Origin of the sequence: Amaricoccus solimangrovi, assembly GCF_006385685.1 — a bacterium.
Classification (GTDB): domain Bacteria; phylum Pseudomonadota; class Alphaproteobacteria; order Rhodobacterales; family Rhodobacteraceae; genus Amaricoccus; species Amaricoccus solimangrovi.
In genome coordinates this window covers 1-12,425 of the sequence record NZ_VFRP01000053.1, presented here as the reverse complement: position 1 = coordinate 12,425, position 12,425 = coordinate 1, and the positions used below count along the sequence as shown (strand labels likewise).

At 67.3% G+C, this 12,425-nt stretch carries 12 protein-coding genes and 4 pseudogenes; 7 read left to right on the top strand and 9 right to left on the bottom strand.

Annotation, left to right across the window (positions count from 1 at the left end; all coding sequences use genetic code 11):
- The 3 genes from FJM51_RS24240 to FJM51_RS22405 form a co-directional block, all read right to left on the bottom strand.
- On the bottom strand, positions 1-213 hold a 213-nt coding region (locus FJM51_RS24240), incomplete at its 3' end, for a hypothetical protein (RefSeq protein ID WP_210240393.1).
- Positions 214-346: 133 nt separating this feature from the next.
- Positions 347-502 carry a hypothetical protein gene (locus FJM51_RS24025; protein ID WP_181164719.1) on the bottom strand — a complete coding sequence of 52 codons (156 nt, stop codon included), beginning with the start codon at positions 500-502 and terminating at the stop codon, positions 347-349.
- 32 nt (positions 503-534) lie between these two features.
- Entirely contained in the window at positions 535-1,116 is a 582-nt protein-coding gene (locus FJM51_RS22405) for a DUF4202 domain-containing protein (RefSeq protein ID WP_140456334.1), read from the bottom strand.
- Positions 1,117-1,219: 103 nt separating this feature from the next.
- Here FJM51_RS22405 and FJM51_RS22400 point away from each other — a divergent pair.
- The 5 genes and pseudogenes from FJM51_RS22400 to FJM51_RS24605 all read left to right on the top strand — a co-directional run.
- Positions 1,220-1,455 (top strand): annotated as a pseudogene (locus FJM51_RS22400) (transposase); the annotation flags it as partial.
- A 204-nt stretch (positions 1,456-1,659) separates the two neighbouring features.
- Positions 1,660-1,959 (top strand): annotated as a pseudogene (locus tag FJM51_RS25430) (SWIM zinc finger family protein); the annotation flags it as partial.
- A 793-nt stretch (positions 1,960-2,752) separates the two neighbouring features.
- Positions 2,753-3,919 (top strand): DEAD/DEAH box helicase, encoded by a 1,167-nt coding sequence (locus tag FJM51_RS24015; protein WP_233713233.1) that lies wholly within the window; start codon positions 2,753-2,755, stop codon positions 3,917-3,919.
- A pseudogene (locus tag FJM51_RS25425) lies at positions 3,886-4,197 on the top strand (helicase-related protein); the annotation flags it as partial. The gene FJM51_RS24015 and the pseudogene FJM51_RS25425, both read left to right, overlap by 34 nt.
- A 58-nt stretch (positions 4,198-4,255) precedes the next feature.
- Complete coding sequence (locus tag FJM51_RS24605; RefSeq protein WP_233713232.1) at positions 4,256-4,465, top strand: DEAD/DEAH box helicase; 210 nt, start codon at positions 4,256-4,258, stop codon at positions 4,463-4,465.
- A gap of 658 nt (positions 4,466-5,123) precedes the next feature.
- On the opposite strand, the gene FJM51_RS22380 is transcribed toward FJM51_RS24605, so the two are convergent.
- Positions 5,124-5,513, bottom strand: coding sequence for a type II toxin-antitoxin system VapC family toxin (locus FJM51_RS22380; protein WP_140456331.1), 390 nt, complete (start codon positions 5,511-5,513; stop codon positions 5,124-5,126).
- Complete coding sequence (locus FJM51_RS22375; RefSeq protein WP_140456330.1) at positions 5,510-5,749, bottom strand: type II toxin-antitoxin system Phd/YefM family antitoxin; 240 nt, start codon at positions 5,747-5,749, stop codon at positions 5,510-5,512. The genes FJM51_RS22380 and FJM51_RS22375 overlap by 4 nt, the downstream gene beginning before the upstream one ends.
- Before the next feature lie 462 nt (positions 5,750-6,211).
- Between FJM51_RS22375 and FJM51_RS22370 the strand changes: the two genes are divergently transcribed.
- A complete protein-coding gene (locus FJM51_RS22370) occupies positions 6,212-6,469 on the top strand; it encodes a hypothetical protein (protein ID WP_210240392.1) in 258 nt (85 codons plus the stop codon).
- On the top strand, positions 6,466-6,909 hold the full coding sequence (locus tag FJM51_RS22365; protein WP_140456328.1) for a TA system VapC family ribonuclease toxin: 444 nt from the start codon (positions 6,466-6,468) through the stop codon (positions 6,907-6,909). The genes FJM51_RS22370 and FJM51_RS22365 overlap by 4 nt, the downstream gene beginning before the upstream one ends.
- Positions 6,910-7,872: 963 nt before the next feature.
- Here the strand turns inward: FJM51_RS22365 and FJM51_RS22360 are convergent.
- The 4 genes and pseudogenes from FJM51_RS22360 to FJM51_RS22345 all read right to left on the bottom strand — a co-directional run.
- A pseudogene (locus tag FJM51_RS22360) lies at positions 7,873-8,616 on the bottom strand (IS630 family transposase); the annotation flags it as partial.
- 244 nt (positions 8,617-8,860) lie between these two features.
- The gene (gene repB, locus FJM51_RS22355; protein ID WP_140456327.1) at positions 8,861-9,853 is read right to left on the bottom strand and encodes a plasmid partitioning protein RepB; all 993 of its coding nucleotides are present in this window, start codon (positions 9,851-9,853) and stop codon (positions 8,861-8,863) included.
- Positions 9,843-11,048: a plasmid partitioning protein RepA gene (gene repA / locus FJM51_RS22350; protein ID WP_140456326.1), complete on the bottom strand. Its 1,206-nt coding sequence runs from the start codon at positions 11,046-11,048 to the stop codon at positions 9,843-9,845. The genes repB and repA overlap by 11 nt, the downstream gene beginning before the upstream one ends.
- Before the next feature lie 675 nt (positions 11,049-11,723).
- On the bottom strand, positions 11,724-12,425 hold a 702-nt coding region (locus tag FJM51_RS22345; protein ID WP_140456325.1), incomplete at its 5' end, for an MFS transporter.

Below are 12,425 nucleotides of genomic sequence, written 5' to 3'. Positions count from 1 at the left end.
CGTATACCGACCAGGCCCGATCATGGATACAAGGGCCAATCGGCGGCCACGCCCTCTTGTCCCACGCCGTGCCCGCGTGGCAAGCGGGCCGAAGGGATCCTCGTCGGGCGCGAGCGCCAGGCTGGTGAACGCCGTCGCGTAGGTTCGGCTTCCGTCAGGGCCGATCCAGTAACGCAGCGGCGCCGGCGGATTGTGAATCAGCCACTCCTCCACGACGACGCCTCGCTCGACGCAAACACACGGTCGCGCTCATAGGCGCTGGCGAAGCCGGCGTGGACATAGCCGATCCCGCCTTCGGCGGCCCCTGATCCGGGAGGAAGGCCTCATCGGAGGCTCAGACAAGGCCTCAGGCATTCGCCTCGGACAGGCGCGCGGGCGACTCGAACGCGCCGACCTGGTCCGGATCAAGCAGAACGACGGATTCGACGCCGACGAACGCAAGGCCGATGCTGACCAGCTTCCGCTTCCGCGCATGGGGGTCGAGTTCCGACCCTGGGGCCACCGTCGCGCCCCCGCGGCGCCCGCGCCGTGAGGCTAGCCGCGCGCGTCCTCGGCGAAGGACGCGGCGTGGCGAGGAGAGAGATCGAATTCGGCGAGGGCGGCGGACCGGGCCGCGGGCGACATCTTGCGCGCCGTCCTGGCGACGATGCGCCCGATATCCTCGTCGGCGTGCTTGACGGCGAAGTCGGCGAAATACCAGCGCAGGAACACGAAGCAGATCACGTCCTCGAGCATCTGCGTCTCGGGGTTGAGCTTGATCCCTTCCTTGCGCAGCAGCCGCGCCACGCGGAGGCGGTCCTCCGGTTCATAGCCGGCGTCGGCCATCATTCCGGCCACCCGCTCGGCATGGGCCTGGGCTTGGTCGGTCCGCCATCGCAGATAGCCGGCGCGCCCCTCGGGGTAGTCGGTACGCGCGATCTTCCACCGCTCGATGTGCTGGCCGCGAGCGGCGATCCGCAGATGCTCGGAAGCGTCGGGGCAGCGGCGCGCCAGCTCCTCCGACATCCGACTGCCATAAACCAGCGCCGCCGGGGTCCCGTCCGGTTCCAGATGCGGGTCGGCGGCGTTGGCGGCGTCTATGGCGACGAGCACCGCCAACAAGGCTTGCTTCGGCATCGCAGGTCTCCGACGGTCCTCACGCGCCAGTCAGCCAACATTCACGGTGGTCCGCAAGCCTCGAGTGACCGCGCGGCGCCGGTCTCCGGCGAGCCCGCGTCACACACCGCGCTTCGCGCGGAAAGCCCGCCATTCCGCCATCGACGGCCGCACCGCCACGAGGGCTATGCCCTCTCGCAGCGCCGCCGGGAGAAAATCGAGGAGCCGTTCGGCTGGGCGAAGACCGTGGGCGGCATGGCCCAGACCGTATGCCGCGGCGTCGAACCCCTCCGCGCCCGCTTCACCCTCACAATGGCTGCCTGCAACCTCGCAAGGCTCCCGAAGTTGCTCGCCGCATGACCAAGGGGCGGCCGAACCGGGCCCGGCGCCGAACCATCAAGCCCCGAAAGCACAGAGCCCCGGGAAGCCATTCCCGCCGAGCAGCTATTTCAGCGCCCTGGGGGAAATGACGGCCGGTCCGGGTGCCGCGCTCTGGTCGGCCGCCTCCGACCGGCCGCCGCCAGGGAACCCGATCCGCCATGGCGCACCCTTCCCTCCCGGGGCATGCTGGGAAACAGGCAGGCGCGGGAGGCCTCGGGCGTGGAGCCATTTCTCTCTCTGATGCGGTTTTTCGACCCGGCCACGCTCGCGCGGGGCGTGAGCTACGCGAAGCAGGGCCGCGTCGTCGCGCTCTCGACTCATGAGGCCCGGGGCATCCTGGAGGCGCGCGTCTCCGGCTCCGGCCGGCGGGTCTACGATCTGCGGCTGCGCCTGAGCCTTGCCCGCGACGGGCGGTTCACCGGGATCGACGGCCAGTGCTCCTGCCCCGTCGGGATCCGCTGCAAGCACATGGTGGCGGCGCTGGTCACCGCGCGGTCGCGCGGCGCGGACGAGGAGGCCGGGCGGCGAGACACCGCGCGCGAAGCGGCCGCTTCCCTGCCCGCGCCCGTGCCGCGCTGGCTCGACGCGGGGGCGACCTCCGCGCGCGCTCCGGAAGGCCCGACGGAGGATTATCCGCCGACCGTGCGCGACCGGCTCTTCTATGTGCTCGCTCCGGGACGCCACGGGGCGGAGGTGACCACGGTGAAGGGCGGCGTCCAGGCCGATGGAACGGCGCGCATCCAGGGTGGCCGCTATGACATCGAGCGGGTCAAGCGGATCGAGAACCGGCCCCGCTTCGTCACCGGCGAGGATCTCGAGATCCTGCGCGATCTGGAAGCCTCCGGGATCCCGATCAACGGCGGCCACGGCCATCGTGACGCTCATGTGTTCTACAGCCCCCCGCCCCCTGCGACCTGCCGCCGCCGCTGCGCCGGATCGCCGCCACCGGGCGCGGGCGCTGGGGCGAAAGCACCGGTCCGGCCCTGCGCGAGGCAGGCCCGCGCGCCGCGCGCTTCGCCTGGCGGGCCGGGGCCGAGGGCGCGCAGGATCTCGCGCTCCTCGACGCGGAGAGCGGCGGGCCGCTCGTCGGCCTGCCGGCGGCCCGCCCTGTCTGGGTCGAGCCGGAAACCGGAGCCTTCGGCGAGATCCTCGCGCCGTTGTCGCCGAGCGGATCCGCCTTCTGCTCGGCGCGCCCAGCCTTCCGGCGGAATTCACGGCCGAGGTCGCGGCCCGTCTCACGGCTATCGAGGGAGAGCCCGTCCCGGCTCCGAAGCCGATGGGCCTCGAAACGCGGCGCGGGCGCGATCCGGTGCCGGTGCTCCGTCTGTTCGGCCTCCCCGGCGAGCGCCATGTGATCGACGGCTGGAGCCGGCGCTCCGAGCCGGTACGCGCCGCCGCGCTGCGGCTCGCCTTCGACTATGGCGGCCATCTCGCCCCCGCCACCCGGCTTCACCCCGGCGAGGCGGGCCAGAGCGCCGAATGCGCCGAGGTGCTGGCGGGATCGGGCATCGCCTTCGCCGGCGGCGCCGAGCTCCTCGAACTCGGACGCCGCCTCAACGCGCTGACCTCGGGCATCCCCCTTCCCATGCCCGCCGCCCTCAAGGCGGTCCCCCGCCCCTATCAGGCCATCGGCTACGGCTGGCTCGCCGCCCTCACCGAGACCGGCTTCGGCGGGCTGCTCGCCGATGACATGGGGCTCGGCAAGACGCTCCAGGCCCTCGCCCTGCTCGCGAAGCGCCATATCGAGGAGCGGGCTTCGCGGCCGAGCCTGCTGATCGTGCCGACGAATCTTGCCCGGGCCTGGGCGCGGCAGGCGGCGGGGTTCGTGCCCGGGTTGAAGGTGCTGGTCCTCCAGGGTCCCGCGCGCAAGGCGCTGTTCGCCGAGATCGACGCCGCCCATCTCGTCGTCACCACCTATCCCCTGCTCCACCGCGATCACGCGCTCCTCGAGCGCGACTGGGAACTCGCCATTCTCGACGAGGCGCAGGCGGTGAAGAACCCGGCCTCGACCGCGGCCAAACGCATCTGCTCGATCCGCGCGCGCACCCGGCTCGCGCTCACCGGGACGCCGATGGAAAACTCGCTCCTCGATCTTTGGGCCTTGTTCGACTGGCTCGTCCCGGGCCTGCTTGGCGACCGCAAGATCTTCCGCGCCGGGATCGCCCTGCCGATCGAGCGGGGCGACGCGCTGGCCCAGGCCCGGCTGAACCGTCGCCTGCGCCCCTTCCTGCTGCGCCGGACCAAGGACGAGGTGGCGCGCGACCTGCCCGCGAAGACCGAGATCACCGAACTGGTGCCGCTCGGGCCGAAACAGCGCCCGCTCTACGAGAGCGTGCGCATGGCGATGGACACGCGGGTGCGCGCGGCCTCGCCGGTTCCCAGATCACCATCCTCGACGCGCTGCTCCGGATGCGGCAGGCCTGCTGCGATCCGGCGCTCCTGAAGGACGGGTCCGGTCCCGGCGAAAGCGCCAAGCGGGAGCGCCTGCTCGAGATGCTGGAGGCGCTGACCCGGGAGGGCCGCAAGGTGCTCGTCTTCTCGCAATTCGTCGAGATGCTGCGCCTGATCGAGACGGATGTGCGCGCGCGGGGCTGGCGCTACGCCTGGCTGACCGGCGAGACTGTGGATCGCGAAGCGGCGGTGCGAAGCTTCCAGGAGGGCGAGGCCCGGATCTTCCTGATCAGCCTGAAGGCCGGGGGCGTCGGCCTGACGCTGACCGCCGCCGATACGGTAGATCCTCTACGATCCCTGGTGGAACCCGGCGGTCGAGCGCCAGGCGATGGACCGCGCGCACCGGATCGGCCAGACCAAGCCGATCTTCGTCTATCGCCTCGTCGCCGAGGGCACCGTCGAGGAAGTCATCCTCGCGCTTCAGGCCCGAAAGCAGGCGCTCGCCGATGCGCTCTTCACCGGAGAGCCGGGCGAACGCCTCGCATTCGACAGGGATGCGATCGGCGCGCTTTTCGCGCCGCAGGAAGGCGGGATGTGATCCGGCGGAGTGACACCTCGGAACGCGCGGCGCTTTGGGACGGCGGAACGCATGCTTTGCGCCGACGCGAGCGGCGGGAAATAATGCCCGATAAGTCCGGATTATCGGGCATGAGGAAAACGGCTCCGTTCTGCCCCCCGCACGCGCGCCGTGAACGCGGAGGATGTCAGCCGACCGGAAATCGTGAGCCTGGGCGCGGCTGTCGACTCGGTTTTCGTGAGACAGCTCTGCGCGAACCGCGTCCCCGATCCCGGTGCGCCCTGGTTTACAAGCCTTCACGGGTGCCCGGCCCTTGGCGTCCATTGCCACGCAGTCTCGCGAAATCCGATTCAGACGGGCATCGGCGGGTGGGCCCAGGGCGGCCAGGGCTCCACCAGTTCGTCCGCCGCCAGGAGCTCCGGTGCGATGCCCTGCTCGTTCGGCCGCGGCGGCCGATCAGCGAGGCGTCGACCACGAGCGTCACGGCCAGCCCTCATCCCACACCGCCAGGACGTTGCCGAACCCGAGCGTGCCTCCCACGCGGGCACGGAGCGCCCCGAGCCGCGCAATGCGGCCCGATCGAGTTCCTTGGTGCTCATCCGCCGCGTCCCTGTGCCCGGTTTCTTACGCGGCGTGCCTGACGAGGGTTCGACCACCCATGATCGGGCCCGCCCCTGCCCTACCCCACTATCCCGACGGCCTCCTGACCCGCCGCGACCCTGAGCGCCGTGTCGTGCGTGCCGAGCCGCGCGCCGGAACGCAAGGCAAGTTCAAGATAGAGCGCGTCGTAGATCGTCAGCCGATGACGTCTCGCGAGTTGCAGCACGCTCGCCTCGGCGGGGCGCGTGTCGAGCCCGATGCCAAGCGCTTTCACCGCGTCGAGCATCTGCTCGGCCAGGCCCGGGGCCAGCCGCCCGCGTCGCTCGTTGACGATCAGGATGTTGCGCAGTTCGGCCCAGAGCAGCCAGGGCGCCACCAGTTCGTCCGCCGCCAGGAGTTCCGGGGCGATGCCCTGCTCGTCGGGCAGCAGCAATCCCGCGATCAGCGAGGCGTCGACGACGAGCGTCACCGCCGGCCCTCGTCCCGCGCCGACAGGATGTCTTCGATACCGAGCCCGCCGTCCACGCGGGCGCGAAGCGCCCTGAGCCGCGCAATGGCGGCGGCCCGGTCCGGCGCGGCGGGCTCGGGCACCAGCCGCGCGACCGGACGCCCGCGCCGGGTTATGATCACGGTTTCACCCTGCTCGACCGCCGCCAGCAGTTCGGAAAGATGGGTCTTCGCCTCGAAGGCTCCGACGGCGCGCATGCGGCCTCCTTTAAACCAGATTGAAAACTAGATGTATGGCCGGACTTGGTCGGGTTCAAGTCGTCGGCCTACCGTCGCTTCGAGAGTTTGCCATATCGAGCATCGGCGGATCGTGTCCGTCAGCCGCTTGGCCGGCGGCGCACGCGCGCTCCGATTTCATCGCGCAAGGCGGCCAGGCACATTGGAGGCGGCTGGCCGTCCTGGCCGCTCAGCAACGGGCGGCCGAGATCCTTCCTCGTAGACCCGCCGGTGACATCGCGGGGCCCAAGCACGCCGGCGCGATCGAGACCTTTGGCGTCCATGCGTCGCGTCCCGCGCCCGGTGCGCCCCAGGTTGTTCTTCTCCGCTGCCAGGCACCCCCTTCCCTTCGATCATTCGGACCTTGCATTATCGAACAGAAAGAGCAGTGGCCGGGCAAACGTTCCGTTGAAACATACCTTCGCACTCGCTAGATGATGCGTGATGTCTGATGCGCCAACCTGGAGCGATGCCATGCGCACGACGCTTTCCATCGACGAGGATGTGCTGAACGCCGCCCGCGCGCTCGCCGCGCAGCAGCGCCGGAGCATTGGCGAGGTCATCTCCGATCTCGCGCGGCGCTCTCTCCATCCTCCCCTGCCCCAGGGTGAGCGCAACGGGATCCCGCTGCTCTCGCCACGTTCCGATTCACCACCCATCACTCTGGAGCTGGTCAATCGGCTGCGCGACGAGACGCCGTGACCTTCCTGCTCGACGTTAATGTGCTGATCGCCCTGGTCGATCCGGGCCATGTCGCGCATGACGATGCCCACGCCTGGTTCGCGGAGACCGGCCGGCGCGCATGGGCGACCTGCCCGATGACGGAGAACGGCGTGCTGCGCATTCTCGGCAATCCGAAGTATCCGAACTCCCCGGGCGCTCCGGCGCGGGTCGCCGGGATCCTGGAGAGCCTGCGGGCCCTGCCCGGTCATGAGTTCTGGAGCGAGGATTTCAGCGTCGTCGCGGCCGCGCATATCGATGCCGGCAAGATCCTGACCTCGGCGCAAGTTACGGATGCGTATCTTCTCGCGCTGGCGCGGCTTCGCGGCGGACAGCTCGCGACCTTCGACCGCAAGCTCTCGACCGAGGCCGTCACGGAAGGCAAATCGGCGCTTTTCCTGATCCCGGTGAAACGGGGCTGAGCAACGGCGCGGAGGCCCCTGTCCCGCTATCGCGCAGCCCAAGGCCGCGCCCGCCTGGGCACATCAAGCGGCCCGCTGCCCCACGCCGTCTTCCGGTCTCGCCGCGAAGTGGGATGGTGCGGCGCGACCCCGGTCGGCTCGAAAGGTCGCGGCTCTCCGGTCGCGACCGTCCACTCTCGGGGGAGCACGATAGCGGCGATGAGCAAGCGTCCCGAGTTTGGCGATCGCGCCGCCTCGGTCCCGGCGCGACGGGCTGGACGCGAACCGCGACAACGCCCCCGGATGGTGCCGGCGGGTTGGTAGTCGAGGCGCGGGCGCCCCACTCGACCTGCGCGGCAAGAGCGGCTGGCGTGAGATCAGGGGCGCTTTAGGATCGTGTGACTGGACTGCCGTTGCCTGGTTCGGGTACTGGAGGACTGGTAGGGGTCGACGAGATTGAACGCGATTCGTCGTTTCAGGCACATCCTACAATGAGAAGCGTATCCAGGACGGTGTGCATTCGATGTGCTTCGCTCCGGGTAGCGGGTCCTTGACTGTCCACGGACAAGTATGGCGCGAACTCTCGGCATGTGTTTCGTGTTCAAAGCCCCGCTGCGTTCCAAGCATCTATTGTGGGGTTCTGAGCAGATCGGCCGCAGAACGGTGCGATATGCGAGCCAGATAAAGCATGCGATGCCGCGTTTGACACTGTTGCGCGTGTGCATGGTTCAATCACGCCGGTGGAACGGTTTTCCAACACGGCAATTTCTCTGTTTGACCGCGGTCAAATCGGTAACCCTCTCGGCGAAGCCAGATGTGTTGGATGCCGGTGTCTCGTCGATCGTTCGATGCGCAACCGTAGGAGGTGGCGGACATAGGCTTGGGGATTCTGGATGCGGTCGACTCTGGTCGCGAGATCGTCCAGCATGCGGAGCACACCTTCCATGCCAAGCTGTGCGATTGCATCTTCGATCATGGGCGGTGCACCTCGCGCTCGACGCGGTTGAGGAAGCGGATGAACTCCTGATGGCGGTGGCGCTGCATGTTCTGTCCGATCACCGTGCCGTCGAGCACGTTGAGGGCGGCAAACAGCGTCGTCGTGCCGTGGCGTTTGTAGTCATGGGTCATGGTGCCGGCGCGGCCTTTCTTCATCGGCAGGCCGGGCTGGGTGCGGTCGAGCGCCTGGATCTGCGACTTCTCGTCGACCGACAGCACCACGGCATGGGCTGGCGGATCGACGTACAAGCCGACGATATCGGTGAGCTTCTCCGCGAAGGCCGGGTCGTTGGAGAGCTTGAAGTGCCGCCAGCGGTGCGGGCTGAGGCCATGGGCTTTCCAGATCGCCTGCACCGTCGAGGCTGCGACGCCCGCGACCTTCGCCATCGCACGCAGCGTCCAGTGGGTCGCCTCGTGCGGCGGCGGCTCGAGCGTCAGGCGGACGATCTCGGCGACGCGCGCCGGCGGGACCGGCGCCTTGCCCGGCGGACGCGACCCGTCGCGAAGCAATCCGTCGACGCCCGCGTGCATGAACCGCTCCTGCCAGCGCCACACGCAGGTCTTGGACTTGCCGGTCCGATCCATGATCGCCGACGTGCCGAGACCTTCGCCGCTCAGAAGGATGATACCCGCCCGCCAGACGTGCTTCTGCGGGCTCTTGGGGGCCGCGACGATCGCCTGCAATCGCTGACGGTCGCCGACGCATACGGTGAATGAGATGCCACTGCGCATCCCGCCACACTCGCACGACATCAACCAACCGGGAATCCCAATCCGGACTCTTTCGTTCCGGTCAATCCACTAGATTGGGGGTACCAAAAAGGTGTTCTAAGCCTAGGGACCCTCTGGAGTGCTAACCGCCTTCGGGGGGTTTCTTTTTGCCTTTGGTGTCTGCCTCCTCGTTGATGAACTCTCTCCGCGGGCTGGTATCGACCATGGTCTTTTTTTGTCGTTGACCATGGTCAACTCTTATAAATCAATTACTTGGATTGTCGCCTTGGGTCTCCCCGCTCCATTCTGTGTAGAGCGCTTCCAAGCGCGCCTCGAGGTAGACGAGAAACGCCCTGTCCTGCTTTCTGCCGGCCTTGAGGACCAGGTTCCCCAAGCCGGCTCGGGCACTTACCGAGCCGATCGCGGGCGCCTTCTGTTGCCCTGACTTTTTGGAGACGGACTCGGGAGCTTGGCGATGCTCCCTCGCGGGAGCGCCAAGCCACTTGATAAGGCTTTCCAGTCTCTGAGCGGGAGAACCTGTATCCTGGATCTGTGAATGGAGCTGGGCCGCGGTTTCCGGTCCAGCCTTGTTCACTAGTTCACGAAGCTCCATCCACGGCCTGCGTCCTACTCCAGGGGCCGCTCCGATCTTGAAGATCACGTCGGATGGAATATCCCGAATGACCGTCCGTAACCTGCTGAGAGTGGTCGCGTCGATCGCCAACGCCTGGCAGACTTGATCTCCGGGAAAACCAGCACTCTCGAGCTTCGATGCGAAGACGGCCTGCTCAATGAAGCTTCGCTCGAGGCGGGCCGAGTTCTCCAGTGCCTGGGACATCAGCGCGTCATTGAGGGACATATCGCGCACATAGGCGACGACCCTGCGGCCGAGAGCGCGACATGCCGCGATCCGTCGGCGCCCGTAGACGACCTCGTATCGAGGGCCATCCCCACGACGATGCCGCAGGAGCACCGGCAGACGCTGACCGGAAGTGCTGATCGATGCGACGAGTTCCGCCAACCCATCCTGAACATCGAAGCGGTCGGCTATCTCGGATTCCGCGATCTCGGAAACATCCACTTCGATCGGTGCCTGCTCGGCGGCATTCGACAGAATGTCGGACATGGTCCGGAGAGAAGAGGGCGTCGAATGCGACGCCGGGGGCGGGGCAGGGGAGTCGCCTCCGGATTCCTCTTCGCGTGCCTTCCCGCGATCAAGGCTCTGCTGAAGGCTCTTGGCCAGAATGCTATTTCTCATCGCCCACCTCGCGTCCCCACGCCCGTTGAATGAGCACCTCTATGTCGTCCGAGAAGCCGACAGCGGATTCCAAGGCGCGATCGAACGTCTTGCGGTTCTTTACCCCTGCGAGTTCAACCTCGAAGATCGTTCGCTGAGAGAGGCCCGCCTCGCTTACGGCAGACGATTTGACGAATGGCGTCCGGATCACACTCCCTCCGAGAAGCTGGCGCATCCATTCCGCCAGATCCTGCTGCGCGCTGATGGAGGTATCGAAGCGGGTGAGCAGGTAGGCGAAGTTGTCGAAGGCTCCGGCCGCGCCGTTGCTGTGCAGGACCTCCATGACGCCAGCCGCCATCGTGAGGAACTGACTGGCCGAGGCAAGGTCCACGCGCTCCGGTGTGATTGTCATCAGGAGCGACGTAGACGCGCAGACGGCCGACATCGTCAGGTAGCCAAGCTGGGGCGGACAGTCGATAAGGACCAGATCGTAATTGTCTTCGATCTGACGAAGGGCATCACGGATCCGATTGAAGAACACCGGTTGCTCTCCGCGACTCAGCGCGGTCGGCGTCTCCGTCTCGAACTCAGAAAGCAGAAGTCCGGCCGGCACCAGATCGAGTCCAGGAAAATATGTCTTCTTCAAGACCTTGGTGATGGACACGCGCGAGACGTCGGCGTCATTGTACCGAATCGCATCATAGAGCGTGCCGCCCTGACGAAAGTCGATTTCCGGCTGATAGCCAAAAAAGGTTGTCAGCGATGCCTGGGGGTCGGCATCGACGACCAGGACCCGGTATCCGCGCAGCGCCAGGCGCATGCCCAGCGTCACGGTCGTGGTCGTCTTGCTCGAGCCACCCTTGAAATTGACGGTCGACCAGATCTGCAGGCGGTCGCCCTCGCGGCGACCAGGGAGGAAGTGAAGGGGGTCCTTCGCGGTCTGGGAAAGGATCGCGCGGATTTCGAGGATATTTTCAGCGCTGTAGAGCCGTTTCTTTCGCGGTCCCTGCTCGACGCTCGGGATCTTTCCGTCGAAGTGCATTTTACGAAGGTAGCCGTCGCTAACCCGCAGGAGTTCAGTCACCTCGGCGGAGGTAAATGTGCGCAACGACTTCTGCTCTTTCGGCGCGAGGAAAAGTTTCGACATGCGCTCAAGCGCTTCGGACAACCGGTCAGCGTCCGCCTTCAGCTGATCGTGAAGAACAGGTAGGGTCATCGTCCGCTCGTTTCATGGCCGCTCATCCGCGTTACCCCCCGGTCTATTTCGAGTCCCGGTCAGAAACGCACTTCGTGGCATCTTTTGTCTTTTCGCGTTACAGATATGACGCCGTAGCGCCCGTCGCTCAAGCAAAAAAATGAACGTCGACCGTAGCTTGGCTCTCGTCCTGCTCATCAGCCCGTCGCTGACCACGCCTAAAGCATGGCTCACGCAGTAAGGTAAGTATCTGATTATAAATTGATTTTCTGGCCGTGCGCGACGTGCGCTCAGACTCATTCGCCGCCGAGGGTACGGGATCCCGATTTCCCGGAGGCTTGAACAGTAACGCCGTAAGGGGGTGAGGAGATTACGGTGCGCTCCTTCTTCTAACCTGGAGGCTTTCAATCGGCGCGCTTCTCCCATCGAATCGGTGAAGCCAAACACAGCGGATGCGTTACCAGTTCGGTCAGCGCCATCGGCCGCTTGGATCGTGCGTTCGCCCTATGGGGCCATGCAGGCGCTGGCAGGTGAGGGCGCGCGCTATCGGTAATTCCCTCCGCCCGTACCACGGCTGGGCCAACGTTCGCATGGACTGGGGCCGCCCCGTCCCGCCGTCGACGTCGAGACGACGATCGCGCCTTGGCAACAGGGCCTCGAGAATGCCACCGGCCGCCACGCCGATGGCGCGAATGTTCAGGCGCCATCGGGATGCCGGGGCTCCGGCGGGATCCGGGGCGGCGGCATGCGCCATGCGACGATGGCCGCCGTCGCGGCGAGGAGCGCGTTGGCCGTCATCGCCGCGATCCAGCCATTCGCGAAGGCTTCCGCGACCGCCGCGGCGGAAGGGTCGCCGGCCGGCGGAAAGACGCCGAAGCCGCCAGCCGCCCCGCCGCTGGCGGCGAAGACCGAGGCGGCGATCGCGGTGACCAGGACGATGGCGAAGAGACCGGCGAAGCGGCTCGCCGTGTTGCTGATGCCCGAGGCGGCGCCGGCGGCGCTGTCGGGCGCGGCGTTCATCACCGCCGTCGTCACGGGCGCGACGACGAGCGCCATGCCGATCCCGAGGATCGCGATCGGCGCGAGCACGCCCGCGACGAGGCCGGGCGGGTTCACCACCAGCCAGGCCGCCGACAGCGCGACCAGCATCGAGCCAGCCGCGAGGAAGCCGCGGACGCCATGGCGGTCGGCGAGATCCCCCGCCGGCCGCGCGCCGATGCCGATGATGAGCCCGAGCGGCAGCAGCGCGAGGCCGACCTCGCCCGGGGAGAGCCCGCGCCGGCCGATCAGCTCGAAGGGCAGCAGGAAGAGGATCCCCGAAAGCGCGCCGTAGAGCGCGAGCGTCAGCAGGTTGGCGCCGGCGAAGGCGCGGTCGGCGAAAAGCTCGAGCGGAACGAG

Coding starts and splice junctions, on each gene's coding strand:
- FJM51_RS22405 (WP_140456334.1), bottom strand. CDS start 1,116: ATGCCGAAGCAAGCCTTGTTGGCGGTGCTCGTCGCCATAGACGCCGCC.
- FJM51_RS24015 (WP_233713233.1), top strand. CDS start 2,753: ATGGGCCTCGAAACGCGGCGCGGGCGCGATCCGGTGCCGGTGCTCCGT.
- FJM51_RS24605 (WP_233713232.1), top strand. CDS start 4,256: ATGGACCGCGCGCACCGGATCGGCCAGACCAAGCCGATCTTCGTCTAT.
- FJM51_RS22375 (WP_140456330.1), bottom strand. CDS start 5,749: ATGCGCGCCGTCGGAGCCTTCGAGGCGAAGACCCATCTTTCCGAACTG.
- FJM51_RS22370 (WP_210240392.1), top strand. CDS start 6,212: ATGTCTGATGCGCCAACCTGGAGCGATGCCATGCGCACGACGCTTTCC.
- repB (WP_140456327.1), bottom strand. CDS start 9,853: ATGAGAAATAGCATTCTGGCCAAGAGCCTTCAGCAGAGCCTTGATCGC.
- repA (WP_140456326.1), bottom strand. CDS start 11,048: ATGACCCTACCTGTTCTTCACGATCAGCTGAAGGCGGACGCTGACCGG.